20 protein-coding genes, 1 tRNA gene and 1 pseudogene are annotated in these 22,131 nt (G+C 68.1%); 5 read left to right on the forward strand and 17 right to left on the reverse strand.

Translation table 11 applies throughout. The features are described 5' to 3' along the window. Nucleotides 1–13: 13 nt before the first annotated feature. Genes GOY17_RS06710 through GOY17_RS06745 form a run of 8 tightly spaced genes read right to left on the reverse strand, consistent with a single transcriptional unit; the run spans nt 14 to nt 9,148 of the window. The gene (locus tag GOY17_RS06710) at nt 14–1,051 is read right to left on the reverse strand and encodes a polysaccharide deacetylase family protein (protein ID WP_115840741.1); all 1,038 of its coding nucleotides are present in this window, start codon (nt 1,049–1,051) and stop codon (nt 14–16) included. Beyond that, nucleotides 1,048–2,406 carry an O-antigen ligase family protein gene (locus tag GOY17_RS06715; protein WP_198173839.1) on the reverse strand — a complete coding sequence of 453 codons (1,359 nt, stop codon included), beginning with the start codon at nt 2,404–2,406 and terminating at the stop codon, nt 1,048–1,050. The genes GOY17_RS06710 and GOY17_RS06715 overlap by 4 nt, the downstream gene beginning before the upstream one ends. Then, nucleotides 2,387–3,556 (reverse strand): glycosyltransferase, encoded by a 1,170-nt coding sequence (locus tag GOY17_RS06720; protein WP_157029791.1) that lies wholly within the window; start codon nt 3,554–3,556, stop codon nt 2,387–2,389. The genes GOY17_RS06715 and GOY17_RS06720 overlap by 20 nt, the downstream gene beginning before the upstream one ends. A 7-nt stretch (nt 3,557–3,563) precedes the next feature. Beyond that, nucleotides 3,564–4,685 (reverse strand): glycosyltransferase, encoded by a 1,122-nt coding sequence (locus tag GOY17_RS06725; protein ID WP_198173840.1) that lies wholly within the window; start codon nt 4,683–4,685, stop codon nt 3,564–3,566. Between the two features lie 49 nt (nt 4,686–4,734). Beyond that, nucleotides 4,735–6,099: an outer membrane beta-barrel protein gene (locus GOY17_RS06730; RefSeq protein WP_157029793.1), complete on the reverse strand. Its 1,365-nt coding sequence runs from the start codon at nt 6,097–6,099 to the stop codon at nt 4,735–4,737. A gap of 51 nt (nt 6,100–6,150) precedes the next feature. Further along, nucleotides 6,151–6,918, reverse strand: coding sequence for a P-loop NTPase family protein (locus GOY17_RS06735; protein WP_157029794.1), 768 nt, complete (start codon nt 6,916–6,918; stop codon nt 6,151–6,153). Next, nucleotides 6,915–8,522, reverse strand: coding sequence for an XrtA system polysaccharide chain length determinant (locus GOY17_RS06740; protein WP_232338545.1), 1,608 nt, complete (start codon nt 8,520–8,522; stop codon nt 6,915–6,917). Before GOY17_RS06740 ends, GOY17_RS06735 begins: the two co-directional genes overlap by 4 nt. Further along, on the reverse strand, nt 8,519–9,148 hold the full coding sequence (locus tag GOY17_RS06745; protein ID WP_157029795.1) for an XrtA/PEP-CTERM system exopolysaccharide export protein: 630 nt from the start codon (nt 9,146–9,148) through the stop codon (nt 8,519–8,521). Before GOY17_RS06745 ends, GOY17_RS06740 begins: the two co-directional genes overlap by 4 nt. Before the next feature lie 281 nt (nt 9,149–9,429). Between GOY17_RS06745 and galE the strand changes: the two genes are divergently transcribed. Further along, nucleotides 9,430–10,515 carry a UDP-glucose 4-epimerase GalE gene (galE, locus tag GOY17_RS06750; protein ID WP_157029796.1) on the forward strand — a complete coding sequence of 362 codons (1,086 nt, stop codon included), beginning with the start codon at nt 9,430–9,432 and terminating at the stop codon, nt 10,513–10,515. A 221-nt stretch (nt 10,516–10,736) separates the two neighbouring features. Here galE and GOY17_RS06755 read toward each other — a convergent pair whose 3' ends face one another. The 7 genes from GOY17_RS06755 to GOY17_RS06785 form a co-directional block, all read right to left on the reverse strand. Further along, nucleotides 10,737–12,530, reverse strand: a complete 1,794-nt coding sequence (locus GOY17_RS06755) for a sulfatase-like hydrolase/transferase (RefSeq protein ID WP_157029797.1) — start codon at nt 12,528–12,530, stop codon at nt 10,737–10,739. 153 nt (nt 12,531–12,683) lie between these two features. Beyond that, on the reverse strand, nt 12,684–13,538 hold the full coding sequence (locus GOY17_RS06760) for an alpha/beta hydrolase family protein (protein ID WP_157029798.1): 855 nt from the start codon (nt 13,536–13,538) through the stop codon (nt 12,684–12,686). Next, on the reverse strand, nt 13,531–14,352 hold the full coding sequence (gene thiD, locus GOY17_RS06765; RefSeq protein WP_157029799.1) for a bifunctional hydroxymethylpyrimidine kinase/phosphomethylpyrimidine kinase: 822 nt from the start codon (nt 14,350–14,352) through the stop codon (nt 13,531–13,533). Before thiD ends, GOY17_RS06760 begins: the two co-directional genes overlap by 8 nt. Next, nucleotides 14,349–15,029: a YoaK family protein gene (locus GOY17_RS06770; protein ID WP_157029800.1), complete on the reverse strand. Its 681-nt coding sequence runs from the start codon at nt 15,027–15,029 to the stop codon at nt 14,349–14,351. The genes thiD and GOY17_RS06770 overlap by 4 nt, the downstream gene beginning before the upstream one ends. Before the next feature lie 136 nt (nt 15,030–15,165). After that, nucleotides 15,166–16,563 (reverse strand): PhoH family protein, encoded by a 1,398-nt coding sequence (locus GOY17_RS06775; RefSeq protein WP_115840730.1) that lies wholly within the window; start codon nt 16,561–16,563, stop codon nt 15,166–15,168. Nucleotides 16,564–16,741: 178 nt separating this feature from the next. Continuing rightward, on the reverse strand, nt 16,742–17,227 hold the full coding sequence (locus tag GOY17_RS06780; protein WP_157029801.1) for a peroxiredoxin: 486 nt from the start codon (nt 17,225–17,227) through the stop codon (nt 16,742–16,744). A gap of 31 nt (nt 17,228–17,258) precedes the next feature. Beyond that, a complete protein-coding gene (locus tag GOY17_RS06785) occupies nt 17,259–17,819 on the reverse strand; it encodes a glycine cleavage system transcriptional repressor (RefSeq protein ID WP_115840728.1) in 561 nt (186 codons plus the stop codon). Between the two features lie 224 nt (nt 17,820–18,043). Between GOY17_RS06785 and dapA the strand changes: the two genes are divergently transcribed. Both dapA and GOY17_RS06795 read left to right on the forward strand, forming a co-directional pair. Next, complete coding sequence (dapA, locus tag GOY17_RS06790; protein WP_198173841.1) at nt 18,044–18,949, forward strand: 4-hydroxy-tetrahydrodipicolinate synthase; 906 nt, start codon at nt 18,044–18,046, stop codon at nt 18,947–18,949. Nucleotides 18,950–18,967: 18 nt separating this feature from the next. After that, the gene (locus GOY17_RS06795; RefSeq protein WP_157029803.1) at nt 18,968–19,468 is read left to right on the forward strand and encodes a hypothetical protein; all 501 of its coding nucleotides are present in this window, start codon (nt 18,968–18,970) and stop codon (nt 19,466–19,468) included. Nucleotides 19,469–19,564: 96 nt separating this feature from the next. Here the strand turns inward: GOY17_RS06795 and fdxA are convergent, their stop codons facing one another. Together fdxA and GOY17_RS06805 are read right to left on the reverse strand one after the other, a co-directional pair. Beyond that, nucleotides 19,565–19,888 carry a ferredoxin FdxA gene (gene fdxA / locus GOY17_RS06800; protein WP_115840725.1) on the reverse strand — a complete coding sequence of 108 codons (324 nt, stop codon included), beginning with the start codon at nt 19,886–19,888 and terminating at the stop codon, nt 19,565–19,567. 171 nt (nt 19,889–20,059) lie between these two features. Then, nucleotides 20,060–20,135: transfer RNA gene (locus GOY17_RS06805), tRNA-Glu, on the reverse strand. Between the two features lie 139 nt (nt 20,136–20,274). Here GOY17_RS06805 and pcnB point away from each other — a divergent pair. Further along, nucleotides 20,275–21,576, forward strand: a pseudogene (gene pcnB / locus GOY17_RS06810) (polynucleotide adenylyltransferase PcnB); the annotation flags it as partial. Further along, entirely contained in the window at nt 21,573–22,103 is a 531-nt protein-coding gene (gene folK / locus GOY17_RS06815; RefSeq protein ID WP_157029805.1) for a 2-amino-4-hydroxy-6-hydroxymethyldihydropteridine diphosphokinase, read from the forward strand. The pseudogene pcnB and the gene folK, both read left to right, overlap by 4 nt. Nucleotides 22,104–22,131: the final 28 nt, after the last annotated feature.

Genomic DNA, 22,131 nt, shown 5'->3' on the forward strand with positions numbered 1-22,131 from the left:
CACGATTTCGATGTCATGCCGCGCGCAGTCCGCGCAACCAGCCGAGCATCCCGCTCGTTTCGCTGAAGAACAGCGCCTTCGACAGGCGCCCCGACGGCGACTGGAAGCGTTCTTCGTGCACGTTGAATCGGAGAAGGCGGTACGGATCGGCGCCGGGGCGGTTCACGCCCTCGATCGATGTCGTCGCCGTGGCGAAGCCCGCGTCGCGCACCAGGCGCACGTCGCGGTCGCTGAAGTCGTCGCGGCCGCCGTTCGGATAGGCGAAGTGCCGTGGCGCGTGGCCGAGTTCGGCGGCGATGCTCGCGCTCGACAATCCGATCTCCTCGCTCGCCGCGGCATCGTCCAGGCGGCTCAGGATCGCGTGGCTGCAGGTGTGGCCGCCGATTTCGACGCCGCCGTCGGCCAGTCGCCGGACGTCGCCCCAGTCGAGCATTTCGCGGTCTTCATGCGGCAGCGGGCGAGGGCGCGCCTGTTCGCAGACGTGGTCGATCCAGGCTTCCAGTTCGGCCGGCTCCAGCGTCTTCAGTCGCGGCGGCAGCAGCTGGTACAGGCGATTGCGATCGTCGCGCAGCGAGAGGTCGAAATGACCCAGCCCGAGGCCGCCCAGGTCGATCTGGTCGCGGCTGCGCGATTCCACCGCATGCACGAGGCGATAGGCCCAGATCGGCTCGCCGCCAATATGACCGGTCGCGACGTACACCACCGCCGGCACCGGGCCGCCGAGGTTCGCGTCGATCAGGCCGAGGTTGTCGCGATAGCCGTCGTCGAAGGTGAGCGCGTAATGGATCTTCTGCGCACGTTCGGGCGAAAGCGCGCGCAGGCCGTCGTCGAGCCCGACCAGTGCGCCGCTTGACCGGAGCCACGCCAGCATCTGCCGCAGCTGCCGACGCGAGACGCTGAGCGGAAACGGGTCGTGGTCGTCGCGCAGGCGATGCAGCATCAGGATGACCAGCCCCGCACCGCTGAGGCGGCGGTAGAGGCCGTCCAGCCCGCTGTAATGGCTGCACAGCGCGAGCGAGTAGCGCAGCCAGGCGCGAAACAGGGCGGTCATCGTGCGGAATCCTCCGGCGGCAGGTGGCGCGCCTTCATGACCAGGCCCATGTAGGCCCAGAAATAGGCGATTACCGGGTAATACGTGAAACGGTCGCCAAACAGGTTGGCGATGACCATCGACACCCACGCGCCCATCATTCCCAGCGCCAGCGCGTATCGCCAGGTGCCGGTCCGCGCCTCGCGGACCTCGCGCATGGCCGTACGCAGCACCGCCAGCAGGATGCCCAGCAGCGTGATCGCGCCGAACACGCCGCCTTCGCTGAGCGTGCGGATGTAGAGGTTGTGCGTGTCGCGGCCGTAAGGGTTGATCTCGCGATGATGGAAGGTGTGGTAGCCCGTTCCCACGACGGGATTGCGCAGGAAGTTGGCCCACGCGATCTTCCAGTACTCGATGCGCAGCTCGGTGCTCTCGTCGCGCTTGCCTTCTTCCACCGTGGTGCTGTCGAAGCGCTCGACCACCGACTTGGGCAGCACCGCCGGCGCGATCACCACCGCCAGGCACAGCGGCAGGATCAGCTTCAGCCGGCCGCGCCACACCATGATCACCACCACCATGCCCATGATCAGGCTGATGTACGCGGTGCGCGAATACGCGTAGAGCACGCCGAGGATCATGCAGGCGATACCGCCCATCAGCACGATCTTCCACTTGCGCGACAACCGGCACGCGAGCAGCAACGCGAACAGCACCACCGCCACCGTCACGCAGAACGCGGCGAATTCGTTGGCGCCCAGGAGTGCGAACGTGCCGCTGATGCGCAGGTCGTCGGTGTAGTGCGTGCTGGCGACGCTGCGGTGCTGGTTCCACACGACTTTCGCGATGTACGGCAGCGGCAGCAGCGTGGCGAACACGACCATGCGCACGCCGTTCCAGTCGCGCACGCTCATCTGCACGACGTACACCACGAACAGCCCGACCATGTGGTCCTTGAGCTGGTTGAAGTGGTTGGTCGGGTCGTCCACGAAATGGAAGCCGACCAGCAGCGATAGCGTCATGTAGACCGCGTACACCGTCGTCCACGTATTGACGGGCTCATTCGGCGCGAGCTTGCCGCCCTGCGCCATCGCCGTGAACAGCGAGATCAGGAACATCACGTTGAGGAAGTTGAAACCACCGCCGATGTTCGGCAGGTAGCCGGCGGTGATGTTCTGCAGCGGCAGCAGGATCAGGAACAGGTAGAGCGCCCAGTTGCGCGGCGCACGCGTGGTCGCGCGCGCAGTCGGCTGCGCCGCAGCGGCCGAACCCGGCACCACGGGAAGCCGCGTGCGCGTGCCCGTCGGCATCGCGCCACGCAGCGCCTTGGCCGCGAGCGGGAAGCGCGAACCGCCGGCGTCAGGATGCGCGCCGCGCATGGCGTGCCTCCAGCAGTTCGCGATAGAGCGTGACGTACGCGGCGGCCATCGCCTGCGCGCTGTGGCGTTCGCGCACGAAGTCGCGAGCGGCGATGTCGCGCGCGCGGGGCGTGGTAACGGCGGCTTCCAGTGCGGACTCCAATGCCTCCGCATCGCCCGGCGGTACCGTGCGCCCGTGCGCGCTGTGTTCGAGCAGGCGCGGGATGTCGCCGACGGCGCTGGCGATCACCGGCACCTCGCAGGCCATCGCTTCGAGCACCACCAGCGGCATGCCTTCGGTAAGCGACGGCAGCACGAGGTGGTCGGTCAGCGTGTAGATCGCGGGCATGTCGTGGCGCATGCCGAGGAAACGGACGCGCCCGTTCAGGGCGAGCTCGCCCGCGAGCGTCTCAAGCGATTCGCGCTCCGGACCGTCACCGACGATCATCAGCACCGCATGCGGATGACGCGATGCCACCGGTGCGAACGCGCGCAGCAGCATCGCGAGGTTCTTCTCGCTCGACAGTCGCGCGACGGCGGAGAACACATGTGCGTCCGGCGCGATGCGCAGTTGCGCGCGCAGGGCCGACGCGGCGGCCTCGTCGCGCACCGGGCATTCGATGCCGTTGTCGACGTGGCGGATGCGCGAACGCGGCACGCCGGCGCGTGCGAGACGGTCGATCTGCTCGGAAGCGACCACGACGAGCGCATCGAAGCGGCGGAGCAGGGCCAGTTCCAGCCGCGTGTAAAGCCGCAGCGCGGTGGATCCTTCGACCCAGCCGTGCAGCGTAGCGACGAGGGGGGCGGGCTCTGCGGAATAATGTTCCCGGCGCGTCGCCAGCCACGCGTAGAACGCGCTCTTATAGTCGTGCACGTGCACCACCGGCGGCGTGCCAGTGCGGCCGCGCGCGGCGCCGATCTGGGCCGACAGCGCGCCGATCGTCGCGGCATCCACGCGCCCGCGGCAGGGCAGCAGCACGGCATCCTGCCCGCCCGACGAGGCGACGTCGTGCAACGCCTGTTCCTGCATGCGGTAGTTGTTGATGCTCAGCAGGCGACCGCGCGCGCCGCCGCGATCGAGCGCGCGGTTGAGCGCGAGCACGACCCGATCGGCGCCGTACAGCCCCGCGCTGGAGCGCACCTGCAACGCGAACGGGCGCGACTGGCTCATGGCGCGCTCACTCGCGCCCCAGCAGGCGGTGATAGAGGCGGTCGAACGCGAGCACCATCGAGTCCAGCGAGAACTCGCGTTCGATGCGGGACCGCGCCGCGAGCCCCATGCGACGTCGCGCGTGCGGCGACTGCGCCAGCCATTGCAGCGACGCGGCCAGCGAAATCGGATCCAGCGGCGGCACCAGCAGGCCGGTCTGTTCGTGCTGCACCAGGTGCAGGTTTCCGCCGACGGCGGTCGCGACGACCGGCAGTCCGCACGCCATCGCTTCGAGGATGGCGTTGGACATGCCTTCGCTCGACGAACACAGCACCAGCGCGTCCATCGCAGGCAGCAGGTCGGCGACATCGTCGCGGAAACTGAGCAGGAGCACTTCCTCGCCAAGGCCCAGTTCGGCGATCTTCGCCTGGATTTCCGGCAGTCCCGGGCCATCGCCGACCAGCAGCAACCGCGCCTGTGGCACGTGCCGGTGCATGCTGGCGAACGCCTCCAGCAGGTCGACGTGACGCTTCACCGGCGTAATGCGCGCGACACAACCAAACACGATGGCGTCCGCGTCCAGCCCGAGCACGGCGCGTGCGTCGAGCCGGCGCTGCAACGTGACCGGTGCGTAGTGGCGCGTGTCCACGCCGTTGGGAATCCACGTCATGCGCAGCGGGTCGAGGCGCTCGCATTGCGCCAGGCCCGACAGGATCTGCCGCGCCGGCGCGACCACGGTGTCGAAGCGCGGATTGAGCCAGCGGAACGCGTGCTGCAGCTTCGGGCTCTTCTTGAAGCCCATGTCGCGCCGGTTCGAGATGTACACCGTGCCGGGCAGGCGCGGCAGCAGCGCATTGAGCACGTCGGCCTTCTCGTGCTGCGACTGCACCACGTCGAAGCGCTCCCGGCGCAGCATCGACGACAGTTCGCGATACGCGCGTAGCCCCGAGCGGTCGTACACGGCGTGTACCGGCAGCGACATCATGCGCAGGTGGGGTTGCGTCAGCAGGTGGCGGCCATGGTTGCCGGGCATGTCCTGCTCGTGCAGCTGCACCAGCGTGATGCGGTACGCATCGGCAGGCAGGCGCGTGGCGAGGTTCTGCAGGAAACGTTCGCTGCCGCCCGGCGCGAGCACGGGCGTGTCGGTCACCAGCAGCAGCCGGATCCGCCGGTCCGCGACGCGCGCGGTGGCGGTCGGCTCAGCGGGTATAGCGAACGCTGAAGATGGCGGCATTCTCGTCATAGCTGGCTTCGTTGGCGTTGCTGTCGCGTTCCTGGTGGCGCAGGTCGAAGCCCATGCTCCAGTGCCGGGTGAGGATCTTGGTCAGGCCGATGTAGACGGAGAAGTCGTCGTCGTCGCGGTCGAAACTGTCGAAGCTGCGCACGCCGGCCGACATCGATCCGGTGAGGAACAGCGACGGCGTGATCGACCAGCTCATGCCCACGCCGATGCCGTAGTTGCCTTCGCTCTGCGCGGTGGGGTCGATGTAGTCGTTGTCCTCGTAGTACGGACGGATGGTCGCGTCGAAGCGCTCGCCGTTGTAGCGATAGCCGATGTCGATGCGGCGCTGGCGGTACAGGTCCGGACCGATCGTGACGTCGCTCGGGTCGGGCGAGGGCGCGCCGCCGGGCGCCGGGTTCGCCGGCACGCCGGTGGGATCGGTGACGTCGGTCATCAGCTCCTGCGCGGCGTCGGAGAACTGGTAGTACACGCCCATGTCCAGCGTGCTGCGCGAGGTCGGGCGCCACGTCAGCACCGTTCGGAACAGCGGCGCATCGTCCTTGGTGTTGTAGTCGGTCAGCTCGACCCAGGAGTAACCCGCGCGGATTTCCAGGTCGATGTTCGCGAGGTTGCGGTTCCAGGTGAGGTAGCTGTCCAGGCGCCGGTAGTCGGCGCCGAGCGTGTCCAGGCTGACCTGGTCGTACTGCACTTCGCTGCCTTCGACGGTGAAGCCGATGCGCGTGGTCGAACTGGGTTCCTGCCAGAGCGTGAACGCCGCGTTGTAGCGGTCGCCGTTGAAGTCGTCGTTTTCTTCGGCCCAGTAGTTGTTGTAGCGGAGGTCCAGCCGCACGCGCGTAGCATCGCCCGGGCGCAGGTTGAACTGCGTGCCGGCAACGAAGACATTCACCTGCTGCTGGTTGCCCGGCGCATCCGGCGACAGCACGTCGATGGGCTCGTAGTTCGCGTAGTCCTCGATGATCACCTTCATGCGGTCCTGCCAGGTGTTCCAGTTGAACTGGCCCACCAGCGAGGCGCGCACGTCGTCGTCGAACAGGCCGCCCGTGTAGTAGAGGTACTCCACGCCGCCGTTGGCGACGAAGGTGGTGTTTCGGCCGGTCTGGGTGACGTCGAAGGCGACGTCGGTGGCCAGCGTGCTTTCCTCCATCGGGTTGGTCTGCGTCAGCGCGATGTTGTCGCTGTGCTCGACGCGCCCGCCGATGGAGTAGTTGATCTGCGCCGCGCGCGCGACCGGCACCGCCGCCGGCAACGTGGCCAGCAGGGCGATGCAGAGCGCGGATCGGCGGGACGGGCCCGCGACCGGTTGGAGTCTTCCGCTGGCCATTGAATCTCCCCTGGGCGAACGTTCGGTCGGGACGTGCGGGAAAAGCCGCGCTCAGACGCCTTCGTTGAAAACCACGCCGGCGAACTTGGCCGGATCGAAGTTCGCCGCGGCCTGCGCGATCGTCGCCGCCGTGTCGCGGCCGTAGCCGGCGACGAGGATCACCACGTCGGCGATGTCGGCCAGGATGCGTGCGTCCGGCGTGCCGCGAACCGGCGGCCCGTCGAGGAATACGTAGCAGTTCGGATGGCGGCTGCGGATCGAATCCAGCAGCAGGCGCATGCGCACCGACGAGAAGTACTCCGCGCCGATCTCGCGCGTCGTGCCGGCGGGAATCAGGCGAAGTCCGTTCACGCCGGTTTCGTAGATCACGTCCGACAGGTCGGCGTCGGCGTCTTCCAGGTATTCGACCAGGCCGCCGTTTTCCGTCTCGATCTTCATCGTGCGCGCCTGCGAGGGATGGCGCACGTCGCAGTCGACGAGCAGCGCGCTCTTGGTTTCGTCGAACGCCATGGCCGTGGCGAGGTTGCGCGCCACGAAGCTGCCGCCGCTTCCGCTGCTGACCGGCGCGACCAGCGCGACGAAGCTGCCTTCGACGGCGGCGAGCAGGCGCGTGCGCAGTTCGCGGAACGCATCCACTTCCGGCCGCGACACGCCGCCGCGATGGATGATCGCGCGGTCTTCCAGCTGCGTCGGCGTGAGCAGCTCGACGCCGGCGGTGCGCGTGATCGCGGGACGCAGGTCGGGTTCGGGCGCGGTGTCGCGCTCGGCGTCGGTGCGTTCGGATTCGGTTTCCAGGACGGCTTCGGACGGAAGAGTCATTGCAGGTTCACCATTTTCAGGGCGAGGACCACGCCGTACACGAGCGGCACCACCAGGAAGATCATCGCGGCGATCACGAACCGGCGCGTGCCCAGCCGGCGCGACGGCGCGGTCTGGTAGCGCGGGACGCTGCCGAGCACCGGCAGCGCCGATGCGGTTTCGATCTGGTAGGGCGAACGCACGCGCGGGTCGAGGCGCACGAAGCCGAACAGCAGCAGGAGCGGTGCGAGTGCGGCGGCACCAAGACCGGCGCTGGCCACGTGGACCAGCCGCAGGCCGACGCCGCGCAGCGGATAGCTCGCCGGCTCCTGCACGCGGAAGCTGAGGCCGCGCTGCTCGGCGTCCAGGCTCATCGACACGCGCGCGTTCTCGCGACGCTTGAGCAGGTCCTGGTAGAGGTCGCGGTTGACTTCGTAGTCGCGCGAGAGCTCGGCCATCGTGCTTTCGGACGCGGCGATGTGGCGGCTGCGCGCGAGTTCCTGGTCGAGCAGTGCCTGGCTGGTGTTGATGCGCGACTGCACCGCGGCGGCCTGGCGACGGTTCTCGGCCGTCTTGCTCTTGAGCTCGCCGTACAGAGGGTTGAACGACGCGACGCCGCCGAGCGCGGTACCACCGAGCGTGCCGGGCTGCGCGGGCGAGGGCGGCGCGCTCTTCAGCGCTGCCTGGCGCGCGTCCTCGCGACGCACTTCCTCTTCCAGGTCGCGGATCTGATGCTGCACGCGGACCACGTCCGGATGCTGCTCGGTGTAGTTCATCAGCAGCTTGTCGTGTTCGGCTTCCAGTTCGGCCATGCGCGCGAGCAGCTGGCCCGAACGCGTCTGCACGAGGTTCACCTCGTTCTCGCCGTTGAGCTGGCCCTGCAGCGCGTTGCCCTGCGATTGCAGGTCCATCAGCTCCATGCGCGAGGTGTCGACCATGCGGCGCAGCTCGGCGATGCGCGAGTTCACGTCGCCGTCGATGCCCGGGCGCGCGTCCGGATTGGACTTGCGGTAGGCCTCCAGCTTCGACTCGGCGTCGATGAGCTTCTTGTGGTACGCGCGCACCTGCGAATCGATGAAGTCGTACGCGTCGCGGCTCTCGCGTTCCTTCGTCGCCAGGCTTTCCTGGATGATCAGCTCGGCGAAGCGCTTGGTCACCGCATGCGCGCGCGCCGGATCGGTGTCGGTGTACGACACGCGGATCAGGTTGTCGCGCGGGTTGGAGATGATCGTGCGGCCGGTGATCAGCTCGATGATCTGGTCCTGCTGCAGCGGCGTGGGGTTCTTCGCCATCCAGCCGCCGGTCCTGAGGATGTCCTCCATCGTCTTGCGGCTGAAGGCGACCTCGCGCGTGATGGCCGCGCGGCTCACCACGCTGGTCGGCACGGCGCGGCCTTCCATCAGCGGCTTGATGATGTTGCTTTCCTCGACCAGGATCGTCGTCTGCGAGTTGTATTTCTTCGGCAGCAACATGCCGAAGACCAGCGCGGCCAGCGCGATGGCGGTGAACACGCCCGCCAGCAGCACGGGGCGGCGACGCCATTCCTCGAACGCCACCGGCACCATCGCCGCGATCGCGGACGGACGGGCCTCCGGGATCGTCAGTTCCGTCGACGCGCCGTTCACAGCGTGCGTTCCGGAACGGTGATGACGTCGCCCGGCGCCACCTTGAAGTTGGTCGTCAGGTCGCCGTCTTCCAGGATGTGGTCCAGCCGCACGGCGTAACTGCGCGTGCTGTCGCCGGACTTGCGGTACAGGTCGGACTTCGCCGGCGCGGCGAACTCGGTGACGCCGCCGGCGGCGAGCACGGCATCGAGCACCGTCATGCCTTGGCGGAACGGAATCGAGATCGGCTGCCGCACCGCGCCGGTGACGCGGACGCGGGAGAGGTATTCGTGGCTGCGCAGGTCGGTGAGGATCACGGCCACCTGCGGATCCCGTACGAACGCGCCCAGGCGTTCCTGGATCTCCTTGGCGACCTCGTTCGGCGTGCGGCCACCGGCGGACACGTCGCCCACCAGCGGGACGGAAATCTTGCCGTCCGGGCGGACCGGCACGGTGATGCCCAATTCCGGATTGCGCCAGACGGAGACCTGCACGATGTCGTCGATGCCGATCTGGTAGGCGTCCACCAGGTTTTCGGATTCGGCCGGCGGCGGCGCGATGGCGCCACGGCCGGAAGACGCACAGGCGGAGAGGAAGAGCATTGCGCCGAAGACGGCGGCGACGGCGGTGAAGCGGAACGTGCGCATACGGACAACCCCCTTGCATTCGTCATGAGCGAACGGTGCGGGGCCGGATTTCCGGCCAGCGCCTGCGGGTCGCCGGGTCTTCGATGCATCACGCCGGGGCGGTTCGCCGGCCGCCGGACACGGCTGCCGGAATAGGCCGCGCATTGCGTTGGATTCGATCAGGACGGCCGAGGATCGGCGTCCGGGGGGCCGCCGGATCGCAGGCGGCGTGTGCACTGCGGCCCGCTTGCGACCGCGGCGCGTCGTCCTGTGAAGGCGTTCGTTCCGGAGTCTGCATCTTCATGCGAATCCTCGTCTGCGGAGGCGCCGGCTACATCGGCAGCCACACGTGCCTTAGCCTCATCGATCGCGGCCACCAGGTCGTGATCGCCGACAGCGGCGTGAACTCCTCGCCGCGCGTGGTGCCGCGCCTGCGTCGCCTCGCCGGCGTGCCGGTGCCCGTGCATCGCGTGGACATGCGCGATCGCGTCGCGCTGACGGCGCTGTTCGCGACGTACCGTATCGACGCGGTGCTGCACTTCGCCGCGTTGAAGGCGGTGGGCGATTCCTGCCGGCGCCCGCTGGACTATTTCGACAACAACATCAGCGGCACCATCGTGCTGTTGCAGGCGATGCAGGACGCGGGCGTGCGGCGGCTGGTGTTCAGCTCGTCGGCCACCGTGTACGGCGAACCGGCGCAGGTGCCGGTGCGCGAGGACGCGGCGCTGTCGGTGATGAACCCGTACGGCCGCACCAAGCTGGTGGCCGAGCAGCTGATCGAAGACCTGTGCACGGCCGATCCCGCGTTTCGCGCCGCGAACCTGCGCTACTTCAATCCGGTGGGCGCGCATGCGTCGGGCATGATCGGCGAGGATCCCTGCGGCGAACCGACGAACCTGATGCCCTACATCTGCCAGGTCGCGGTCGGCGCGCGAGAGAAGCTGCGCGTGTTCGGCGGCGATTACCCGACGCCCGACGGCACCGGCGTCCGCGATTACATCCACGTCGTCGACCTCGCGCGTGCGCACGTAGACGCGCTGGAAACCATGGCGCGCACCGACCGCAGCCTCACCGTAAACCTCGGCACCGGCCGCGGCGTGAGCGTGCTTGAACTCGTGCATGCGTTCGAACGCGCGAGCGGCCGCCGCATCGCCTACGACATCGTCGAGCGCCGCCCGGGCGATGCGGCGTCCGTCTACGCCGATCCGTCGCTCGCGCACGAAGTGCTCGGCTGGCGCGCGGAGTACGACGTCGACGCGATGTGCCGCGACGCGTGGCGCTGGCAGTCGATGAATCCGGATGGCTATCGGACGATCACGCGGCGCGAATCGGCGACGCGCGGACGCAGGCCGCGCATCGCGGCGGCACGCGCAGTGGATGCGGTTTGAGGCGGCGAAATCGCCAAGGCCTTCAGCCGTCGTTCCCGCGTAGGCGGGAATCCATCTGCGCGACGTATCAAGCCTCCCGAATAGCCGCCACCTTGAGCTGTTATTCCCGCGAAGGCGGGAATCCATCTCTCAGGCGCATCACGCCCTTCGGAAGTGGTGAGGTCGCCACGCATGGATCCCCGCCTTCGCGGGGATGACGGCCCGAAAGCTGCGGTGACGAGCTACGGGGCCCCGCTCGCCGCCCCCGAATCCTCGCTCGACGCGTGCCGATCATCCGCCAGGACGCGCTGCAACCCATCGCGCAGCTGCGTCGTGCGGCCGATGGAATTCCACACCGGTTCGCGGCCGAATCGCACGAAATAGGTGGAAAGGAAACGCGTGTTGTCTTCGGGCAGCGTGCCGAGGAGGTCCGCTTCGAAGTTCGCGCCCGCGGCCGGCGGGCCGTAGCCCATCAGGGCAAGCAGGGTCGGGTATACGTTGAAGGCGCTGCCGCGGTCGTGGTTGCGGCGCGCGGCGTCGCGCAGCAGCGGCGAGAGTTCCGCGTTTCGCGTGATCGTCGCCAGCGGAATGCGGCCTTCGCCGGGCGATGCGGTGCCGATCGTGCAATGCGTCTGCTCGCCCGGGCTGCCGTCCTCGTGGAAGTTCTGGCCGTGGTCGGCGGTGTAGACGATCAGCGTGTCGCTCAGGTCCACATTTGCCAGCGCCTCGCGGAAGAAACCGCGCGTGTTCCAGGCCAGGCAGTTGCGGTAGCTGTTCACCTGTCGCCAGCGTTGTTCGGCATTCTCGGCCTGCCGGTAGCCGGAGCCGTCGTCGGTTTCCTTCGACACGAATGCACGCGACATCGTCGGCGAATACAGCGTGTTCGCGGTCGGGTACTTGCCTTCGTACGGGAAGTGGCAGCCCATCTTGTTGACGTAGGTGAAGCTCGGACGGTCGCGCAGCAGCACGCGGTTGAGCAGCCGGCCGGCCTCGATGTCCTTCGCATCCGGCGCGAACGCCGTGCCCACCTGCACGAACTCGTCGATCTCGCCGACTTCGCGCGGATCCATGAAGTTCTGCAGCTTGCCGTCGTGGCGCTGCGCATCGATGTAGACCGTGCGATAGCCGGCGCGTGCCGCGTAACGCCAGAACGACGGATTGAGCTGCAGGTCCTTGAGATAGCTGTCGCGCGTGACGCCATAGCGCACGCTCGCGTTCGACGTCGCGGAGCAATTGGCCGTCGATGCGGCGATGCCGAAGTTCGCCAGCGCGGTGCCGAGCGGACGCAGACCGGTTTCCACGCCGTCCTCGACGTTGAGGTCGACGTAATCGCCGCGCACGCTTTCGTCCATCACCAGCACGATGTGGCGGAACGGCCGCTGGCCCAGGTGCGGCAGCGCGATGTCCTCGCGTTCGGGCGCGGGCGGCGCAAGCACTTTCTCGGCGCCGAGCACGCCGGCGAACGCGGCCGTCGTGTACTGCCCCGGAAACCCGTTGGAGCCTTCGCCACCGCGCAGGTAGAGGATCGCCCCGATCGCCACCACCGGAAGCAACTGCAGCAGGCCGGGATTGCGCTGCGGCCAGCGCAGCAGCGACGGCGAGTTCGGGGGTGCGAGCCACGGCGGCAGGTTGATCGCGATGACGCCCAATGCAGACCATGCCACCGCCTGCAGGATCTGCGCGTCGTGGAAACCCTTGAGGTTGTGCGCGAAGCCGATGAGGCCCAGCAGTTGCTCGAATTCGATCAGGCCGAGGTGGCGCGAGACGATCAGCGCGTGGGACAGCGTGAAGGTGCTGCCGAGGAAGAAGATCGCGCTCCACACGACACGCGCGGGCGTGCGCGCATGGAACGCGAGTACCAGCATTGTCACGATGCACAACAGCCAGACCGCGGCGAACACCGCCAGGCCGGGTTGCAGCCCGATGTGGGCCACGCGCTCGGCAAGCAGGCGGTTGGTGCCCAGCAGACAGGCGCCGATCAGCACCAGCTTCACCGCGATCCATGCGGCCGGTGCCCTGGAAACCCATCCGCCCATGCGATCTCGCCCCCCGTTGTGCCGCCTTCCGGCGGAACCGCGTGTCGTTCCCGGCGCACGGCCGGGTTCCGGCCGCCTCCTCTCGGCAGGGGAGGGGCCTCACTCCGGTTAACGGAAGGTCTGGGCCGCTTCGGTCGCGCGCCGGACGAACGGTCAGCGCAGCAGGGCGTCGACCACCGCGGCGGGCTGCTTCATCCAGGCGTAGTGGTCGGCGCGCGTGCCCAGCGCGGCGGCATCGAGCACGTCGATGCGCGGTTCGACGCGGCGCAGTTTCGACACCAGGAAGCGCAGCGACGACACGGGCCCGAGCCAGTCCCGCGCCAGCGCGACGGCATGCGCGTCCAGCGTGAGCGCGGCCATCGCCGCTTCCAGGTCGACATCCACGCCGGCGGCGGCATAGCGGCCGGACAGGCCGCTGCGGCTCCAGTCGCGGATGACGCCGCGCGCTTCCTGTCCGCCGAAGCCGATGCGACGGCCGGGCAGCACGCCGTGGAAATCGGCAAGCCACGGAAGGAACCGGTAGACCATCGGCAACCACCACGCGGTGCGCGCCGGGAACGCGCGCCAGTACGGCGCGCCGCTGCCGACCAGCCACAGGCGCTGCGCGCTTTCCGGCGAGAGGCCGAGCCGGCAGCAGGCCAGCTGCCCGCCGAGGCTGTGGCCACCCACGATGCGCGGCGCCTCGGGCACGTGCTGGGCGATCACCGCTTCGCTGGCGGGAATGTCGAGCGTGAGCAGTTCGCGATAACCCCAATCGGTGTCGCGGCTCGCGCGCACGCTGCTCGATCCGGCGCCGCGCCATTCGTGAAGGAACACCGCGATGCCGTGCCGCGCGAGCGCGTCGGCGAACGGTACGTAGTGCTTCGCGCCGATGCCCATCGCCGGCAGCCACAGCAGGCTGGCGCGTGGCGCGACGGGAATGCGCGCGATCAGCTGGAAGCGGTGGCCATCGTCGGCCTGCGCGTCCAGTTCGCACGCGCGGATATCGTGCGGCGTTGCGTCATCCATTCGGCGCGGCTCCGAAATGATCGAGCACCAGCATGTCGCCACGGCCCGGGCGATAGCCCCGAAGCAGGGCGGCGTGCACGTAATCGGTGGCGGCGATGCTCGCGTCGCGCAGGTCGCGGCCAAGGCACAGGTTCGCCGCGACCGCCGAAGCGAGCGTGCAACCGGTGCCGTGCGCGTCGATCTTCAGCCGCGCGTGCGACATCGCCTGCACGCCGTCGCCATCGGCGAACAGGTCGACGACCTCATCGCGTGCGGCGTCCACCGGCAGGTGGCCGCCCTTCAGCAGCACCGCCTTCGTGCCGAGCGCGTGCAATGCGTCGATCGCGCCGTGCATGGCGTCCACGTCCTCGATGCGTTCGCCGATCAGCAGTTCGGCTTCCGGCAGGTTCGGCGTCACCAGCGTCGCCATCGGCAGCAGGCGCGTGCGCAATGCATCGAGCGCGCTGGCTTCCAGGAGCCGCGCTCCGGAGGTGGACACCATCACCGGATCGAGCACGACATGCTTCGGTTTGTGGTGTTCGAGCGCCTCGGCGACCGCGAGGATCACCTCGGCGTTGGCGAGCATGCCGAGCTTCACCGCGCCGATGGTGAAATCGTCGAAGCAGGCATCGATCTGCGCGCGCAGGAACGCCACATCGGGAACATGCACGGCAGTAACGGCGCGCGTGTGCTGTGCGGTGAGCGCGGCGATCGCGCTGAGCCCGTGAACGCGATGCGCGGCGAAGGTTTTCAGGTCGGCCTGGATACCCGCGCCGCCGCCGGAATCGGAGCCGGCGATGGTGAGGGCACAGGGGGGCAGGGCGGTGTCGTTCATGGCGACAGTGTGCCTGCTGGGCCGCGATGCAGGCGATAGGCGACGTAGGCCACGCCGACCGTGCCTGTCAGCGCGGCGGGGATGTAAAGCGTCCTGTACGACAGGTGCGGGAACACGAGCGCGCCCGCGACGCCGCCGAGGAGGAATCCACCGATGATCGCCAGGCACAACCAGAGCCGTCGCGGGTCGGCAGGCAGGCCGCGCAGGCGATGGCCGAGGAATACGCCGAGGTCGGTGAACATTCCGGTGAGGTGCGAGGTGCGCACCAGCGTGCCACTGTACGTCGCCGTCATCGCGTTCTGCAGTCCGCAGGCCATCGCGGCGAGTACCGCACCGGCGATCTGCTGGCGTTCGAACAGCGGCACCGAAACCACGAGCAGCGCCGCCTCCAGCGCCAGCGCCACGCCGTAGCGGCGGCCCAGTTGCAGCGTGCTGTCCTGGATGATGGCACCGCTCAGCACCGCGCCACCGACGAAGCCGAGCACGACCAGTGCCAGGTGCGCGCTCGCACGTGCATCGCCGTGCGCGAACGACGCGCCGAGCAGCGTCGTGGTGCCGGTGAGGTGGGTGATGGCTTGGTGTTCGAACCCGAGATAGCCGACGACATTCACCATGCCGGCGACCATCGCCAGCGACGCGGCGCCGAGCCAGACCCAGGCGGGAAGACGGGTGATCATGGAATTACGCGTCCTTGGGACGGATCCGCGGATTGTGCCGTCAAGGCACTTCGCGAATGCGAGCGTAGTCGCACGCTCCAACCCGCGACCCCTCTCCCGGCGGGAGAGGGGCTGAGCGTAGCGCGGCCAGGAAGCCTTACAGCACTTCCGACGCGTAGTCGGCCAGGCGCGAACGCTCGCCGCGGCGCAGCGTGATGTGCGCGCTGTGGTCCCAGTTCTTGAAGCGGTCGACCGCGTAGGTCAGGCCCGACGTCGTTTCGGTGAGATACGGCGTGTCGATCTGCTCGACGTTGCCCAGGCACACGATCTTCGTGCCGGGGCCAGCACGCGTGATCAGCGTCTTCATCTGCTTGGGCGTGAGGTTCTGCGCTTCGTCCAGGATCAGCCAGCGGCTGAGGAACGTGCGGCCGCGCATGAAGTTCATCGAACGGATCTTGATGCGGCTGGCGAGCAGGTCGTTGGTGGCCGCGCGGCCCCAGCTGCCGCCTTCCTGGTTGTGCGTGAGCACTTCCAGGTTGTCGGTCAGCGCGCCCATCCACGGCGTCATCTTTTCCTCTTCCGTGCCCGGCAGGAAGCCGATGTCCTCGCCGACGCTCACCGTCGCGCGGGTCATGATGATTTCGCGATAGCGCTGCTGGTCCATCGTCTGCGCCAGGCCCGCGGCGAGCGCGAGCAGCGTCTTGCCGGTGCCGGCGGTGCCGAGCAGCGTGACGAAGTCGATTTCCGGATCCATCAGCGCGTTGAGCGCGAAGTTCTGTTCGCGGTTGCGTGCGGCGATTCCCCACACGGCATGCTGGTGGTGGCGGTAGTCGTCGACGATCTGCAGCACCACCTTCTCGTCGTTGACGCGCGCGACCTTCAGTTCCGATTCCTCGTCGCCAGGCAGGTACAGGAACTGGTTGGGATGGAAGTCGTCCTCGTCACGGCGGTGGATCTCGTAGAACGTGCGGCCCTTTTCGGTCCAGGACTTCAGGTCCTTGCCGTAGCGCTGCCAGAAATCCTCCGGCAGCGCGGTCGCGCCGGTGTACAGCAGGCTGAAATCGTCGAGCGCGCGATCGTTCTCGTAATCCTCCGACACGATGCCGGCGATCGACGCCTTGATGCGCAGGTTGACGTCTTTCGAGATGAAGACCACCGGCACGCCGGGCTCGGCTTCCTTCAGCGCGAGGATCGAACCCAGGATGTGATTGTCGGGAATTACGGCGCCGAAGCGCTTGCCCGAATCGAAATCGCGCGTCTGGAAGCGCAGGCGGCCGATGCTCTGCGCGCCGCGCAGCTGTAGGCCCTGCGGACGGTTGAGCGGGATGCCTTCGGAGATCTTGTCGGAACCGCCGGCTTCGATCAGTTCGTTGAGGAAGCGGCTGACCTGGCGCGCGTTGCGGCTGGCTTCGGAGGTGCCTTTCTTGGCGTTGTCGAGTTCCTCGATGACCTGCATGGGCAGGAAGACATCGTGTTCCTCGAATTTGAACAGCGCGGTCGGGTCGTGCATGAGGACATTGGTGTCGAGCACGTAGATCCGCTTGCTTCTGGTCATCGAACACTCCGGAGCGGGTGGGACTGCCTGGAAAACGGGAGTCTGTTGCGTGGTGTACTGCTTCGCGCGGCGGGAAACCTGACTGCGCGACCGCATGCAAGTTGCGCGCCTTTCGCGCACGGCGACGCTGCCGTGGCCCGCGATGCGGGACGGCGGCGTTGCGTGTGCACGAAGGGGGTCACTGCGTTGCGTGTTCCTTGAGCGCGTCGAGGACGGCCTGCGCATGGCCCGGCACTTTCACCGGCCGCCATGACTGGGCGATGACGCCCTTGGGATCGATGAGGAACGTACTGCGCTCGACGCCGACGTATTCGCGGCCGTAGAGCTTCTTGGGCTTGATCACGTCGAAGGCGTTGCAGAGCGCTTCGTCGCCGTCGCTCACCAGGTCGAACTTGAATCCCTGCTTCGCGCAGAAGTTCTGGTGCGACTTGATCGAATCGCGCGACACGCCCAGCACGGTCGCGCCGAGCTTGCGGAACTTCGGCAGCAGGGCGTTGAAGTCGATGCCTTCGGTGGTGCAGCCGGGCGTGCTGTCCTTCGGATAGAAGTACAGGACCAGCCAGCCGCCTTCGTAGTCCTTCAGATGCGCGGTCTCGCCGCTGGACAGCGCCAGGGGCAGGGTGGAGACGTTCTTCGGAATTCGGTCGCCGGTGTCGAGGGGCATCGTCTTGTGCAGGTTCCGTTCGCGCGGGCGATCAGAACTTCATCGGGTCCATGATCGCGTCGAGGTTGAGGTGGTCGCAGAACTCGAGGAAGTCGTCACGCAGCGCGGCGATGTGCATGCTCGAGGGCACGCCGATGGTGATCTGGGCCGAGAACATCTCGGCGCCGGTCTGCATCGCGCGGTAACGCGAGGAATGCAGGCTTTCGATGGTGATGCCCTGGCGGTCGAAGAAATCGGCCAGCTGGAACAGGATGCCCGGCTTGTCGGCGGCAACCACTTCCACCACGTACGGCAGCAGGCTCGACTGCACCTGCTTGGCGCCGGTGCGATACCACACCAGTTTCAGGCCTTCCTCGCGCTCCAGTCGCGTGAGCATGGCTTCGAGCTTGGCGACCGAATCCCACGAGCCCACCGCGAGCGTCGTCACCGACACGTCGCGACCGACGGTGGCCAGGCGCGCGTCGACGAGATTGCACCCCGAATCGGCGATACGACGCGTCACCGACAGCAGCGGCGACTCCGGATGCGTCGTGTAGGCGTTGATCAGGAGGTGGTTTTCGTTCGGCGACGGCCGGGAAGCGGAATCGGTCAAGGCGGCGCCTGTCCTGGTGAGCCTGGGCTCGGATACTGAATGGTGGCCCGTGAGGGGCCCGTGCTTGGCGGGAGCATACTTGCCCACGCTTTCACGCCGCAAGTAACATCTGGAAGCGCTGCGCGCGCGCTCGACGCCGTTCGAACCGCGCCGAGACGATGTCATCCAACCCCCGCGCAGCCCGCGCGGATTCCTGCAAACGCGGCCCCTCGGAACCGAAGACCTTGCGACTTTCCGGCAGCATCACCGCGCTGGCGACGCCTTTCACCGCGTCCGGCGAAATCGACCTCGACGCCTGGAACCGACTGCTCGACGGGCAACTCGCCGCAGGCACCCAGGGCATCGTCGTCGCCGGCTCCACCGGCGAAGCGGCGGCACTGTTCGACGCCGAGTACGACACGCTGCTGCGCACCGCGGTCGAACGCGTGGCAGGACGCATCCCGGTGCTGGCCGGCACCGGCCTGTCGAACACCGCCAAGACCATCGAACTCACCCGTCGCGTCGCCGCCCTCGGCGCCGACGCGGCGCTCGTCGTGACCCCGCCTTACGTGCGTCCGACGCAAGCCGGCCTCATCGCGCATTACCGCGCCATCGCCGACGACGGCGCGCTGCCGGTCGTGCTCTACAACGTGCCCGGCCGCACCGGCGGCGACCTGCTCCCGGAAACGGTCGCCGAACTGGTGTCGCATCCGCGCATCGTCGGCATCAAGGAAGCGCGCAGCGAGCCCGAGCGCATGGCTGCGCTGCTCGAACTGCGCAGCGAGGAATTCGCGATCCTCAGCGGCGACGATCCAACCGCGTGCCGCGCGATGTTCGCCGGTGCCGATGGCGTGATTTCCGTCGCCTCGAACGTCGTGCCGCGTGCGTTCCGACGCCTTGCCGACCTGGCGCGCGCGGGCCAGCGCGATGCGGCGCTCGCACTCGATGCGCGCCTGCAGACGACCTACGACTTCCTCGGCGTCGAGCCCAACCCGATCCCCGTCAAGGCGCTGCTGGCGCGACAGGGCATCGGCCACGGGCTCCGACTGCCGCTGCTGCCGCTCTCGGCCGCACATGCCGGTACCGCCGCGACGATCGCCGCGCTGGTGGCCGAACTCGAACTGGAAAGCCACGAATCGCTCGTGGCCTGAACCCTGCAGGAGACTTACATGCGTCCCAACGTTTCGATCGCCCGCGCCGCCGTGGCCGGCCTGTTGCTGGTAGGTGTCGCGCTCGGCTCCGGCTGCAGCTGGTTCCGCAAAGGCAGCGACCTCTACGCGCAGAGCCCGGAAACGCGCCCGCTGGAAGTCCCGCCGGACCTCGACCTGCCGCGCACCGACACCGCCGTGAACGTCCCGTCCGCCGCCGCGCGCCAGTCGGTGGAATCGGGCCAGGCGTCGGGCGGTTTCGGCCTGGCGACCGGTCGCGAGGAAGCGTTCGCGAAAGTCGGCGAAGCGTTGGCCGCGGTGCAGGGCGTGACGATCACCAGCCGCGCAGAAGCGCTGGGCGTGTACGACATCAGCTACGAGGGCGCCAACTTCCTCGTTCGCGTGGCGGGTGCGTCGACCGGCTCGTACGTGTCGGCGGTCGACCCGCGTGGCCTGCCGGCCACGGGCGCGGCGCCGAAGAAGCTCATCGACACGCTGCGCACCGCCCTCGGAGCGCAGTAAGGCGCCAGTCGCCGGAACGAAAAACGGGCGCTTCGGCGCCCGTTTTCTTTTCCGCTTCGCAGCCGGTCCGGTGGAGCCGGCCCGGACCGCGGGATTTCAGCGCTCCAGCAGGTCCAGCTTGCCCGGCTTGCCTTCCCACTCCTTGGCGTCGGGCAGCGGGTCCTTGCGGGTGGTGATCACCGGCCACGCCTTCGAAAGCTCGGCATTGAGCGCGACGTAGCCCTCCTGGCCGGCCGGGACGTCATCCTCGGGGTAGATCGCGTTGATCGGGCACTCCGGCTCGCACAGGGTGCAGTCGATGCACTCATCCGGATCGATCACCAGGAAGTTCGGGCCCTCATGGAAGCAGTCGACCGGGCACACCTCCACGCAGTCGGTGTACTTGCACTTGATGCAGTTCTCGGTGACGACGAAGGGCATGGCTCGGGGCTTCCGTGAAAGTGGTGCCTTGGAACAGGGGCGCCGTGAAGGCGCGCCGGGGCATCGCGATAGTCTAGCGATTCGGGGTGACGAGCCCCAAGCCGGGCTTGGCGGATGGGCCCGGCGACAGCCAAAGAAAAAGCCCGCGCATCGCTGCGCGGGCTTCGGAATTGGTACTCCCAACGGGATTCGAACCCGTGTTACTGCCTTGAGAGGGCGGTGTCCTAGGCCTCTAGACGATGGGAGCATGTGGAGCGGTGAACCCCGCGCAGGCTCTCAACGTTACGCGGCTTGCTAGTATATGCGCCGCTGTTGCCGGCGGCAACGGCCATCTTTCCAAGGATCCGCGGCACGCCCGCCTGATGCAACCTCATATCCGAACCCAATTGCAGATCATCCCGCGCGACCAGCACAACGTCTCGCGGCGCGACATCAGCCCCAATGCCCTGCGCGTGCTTTATCGCCTGCGCGAAGGCGGTTTCGAGGCCTACCTCGTCGGCGGCGCCGTGCGGGACCTGCTCATCGGCGGCCATCCGAAGGACTTCGACGTCGCCACCAACGCGACGCCGGAAGAGGTCAAGGGCCTGTTCCGCAACTGCCGCCTGATCGGCCGCCGCTTCCGCCTGGCGCACGTCGTCTACGGCCGCGAGATCATCGAAGTCGCGACGTTCCGCGCCAACAGCGACGACGGCAGCGGCGACCGCGAGCTGCACGAAGGCGGCCGCGTCCTGCGCGACAACGTGTACGGTTCGATCGAGGACGACGCGGTCCGTCGCGACTTCACCGCCAACGCGCTGTACTACGCGATCGAGGATTTCTCGGTGCGCGATTACACCGGCGGTTTCGATGATGTGCGCAACCGTTTGATGCGCCTGATCGGCGATCCGGAAACGCGCTATCGCGAAGATCCCGTCCGCATGTTGCGCGCGGTGCGCCTGGCGGCGAAGCTCGATTTCGAGATCGAGACGGAAACGGCCAAGCCGATCGCGCAACTGGCGCCGCTGCTGCGCGAAGCCGCGCCGGCGCGCCTGTTCGAGGAATGCCTGAAGCTGTTCCTCTCCGGGCATGCGGTGAAGAGTTTCCTCGGCCTGGAGCGCCACGGCCTGCTGCCGGCGCTGCTGCCGGAAACCGCGGCCGCGCTGAAGTCCAATCGCACCGGCGCGCTGCGTCGCATGCTGCTGGAAGGCCTGAAGGGCACCGACACGCGCGTGGCGAACGACGAGCCGGTGTCGCCGGCGTTCCTATTCGCACTGCTGCTGTGGCCGGCGTATTGCCGCGCGCTGATCACGCTGCAGGCGCAGGGCGTGCACGCAGCCGAAGCGCAGCGTCGCGCGGCCGACCGCGTCACCGTGCACCAACTGGAAACCATCGCGCTGCCGCGGCGCTTCTCGCTGCCGATGCAGGAAATCTGGCTGCTGCAGTCGCGCTTCTCGCAGCGCCAGCGCAAGCGCGTGTTCCGCACGCTGGCACACCCGCGCTTCCGTGCAGCGTTCGATTTCCTCAACCTGCGCATGGCGGCTTCCGAGGAGCACGCCGACGACGTGGCGTTCTGGCGCGAGGCGCAGACCGACCCCGCGCACGCGTTGGCCGCGGCAGACGCGCATCGCGACGCCGAGTCGAGCGAAGAAGGCGATGCGCCGCGCAAGCGCCGCCGTCGTCGTCGCAAGACCGCCCACGGCGGCGAATGAGCCAAACGCCTGAAAACCGGGCCTTCATCGGCCTGGGCAGCAATCTGGGCGACAGCATCGCCACGTTGAACGCCGCGTTGCGCTCGCTCGATGCGCTGCCCGGCACGCGCGTGGCGATCGCGTCGAAGCTGTATCGCACTGCCGCGTGGGGCGTGACCGACCAGCCGGATTTCATCAACGCCGTCGCGCTACTGCATACGCGCCGCGCGCCGCGGCAGTTGCTGGACGATCTGCTGGAGATCGAACGCCATGCCGGCCGCCATCGGCTGGAAGACGGCAGCGATCGCTGGGGCCCGCGGACGCTGGACCTCGACCTGCTCCTGTACGGGCACGAACGAATCGACGAGCCCGGCCTGCACGTGCCGCATCCACGCCTTCACGAGCGTGCCTTCGTGCTGGTGCCGCTGGCCGAAATCGCGCCGGACGTGGACATCCCCGGCGTCGGCACCGCCGCGCAGGCGCTGGCGAGGATGGCACCGGCGCAGGTCGAGGGGGTAACGTATGCGGACCCCCTCGATCCTGCCTGAGCGTTCGCGCCGGCGATAGAAGCTGCCC

The organism is Lysobacter soli, from assembly GCF_009755585.1.
GTDB lineage: Bacteria > Pseudomonadota > Gammaproteobacteria > Xanthomonadales > Xanthomonadaceae > Lysobacter_J > Lysobacter_J soli.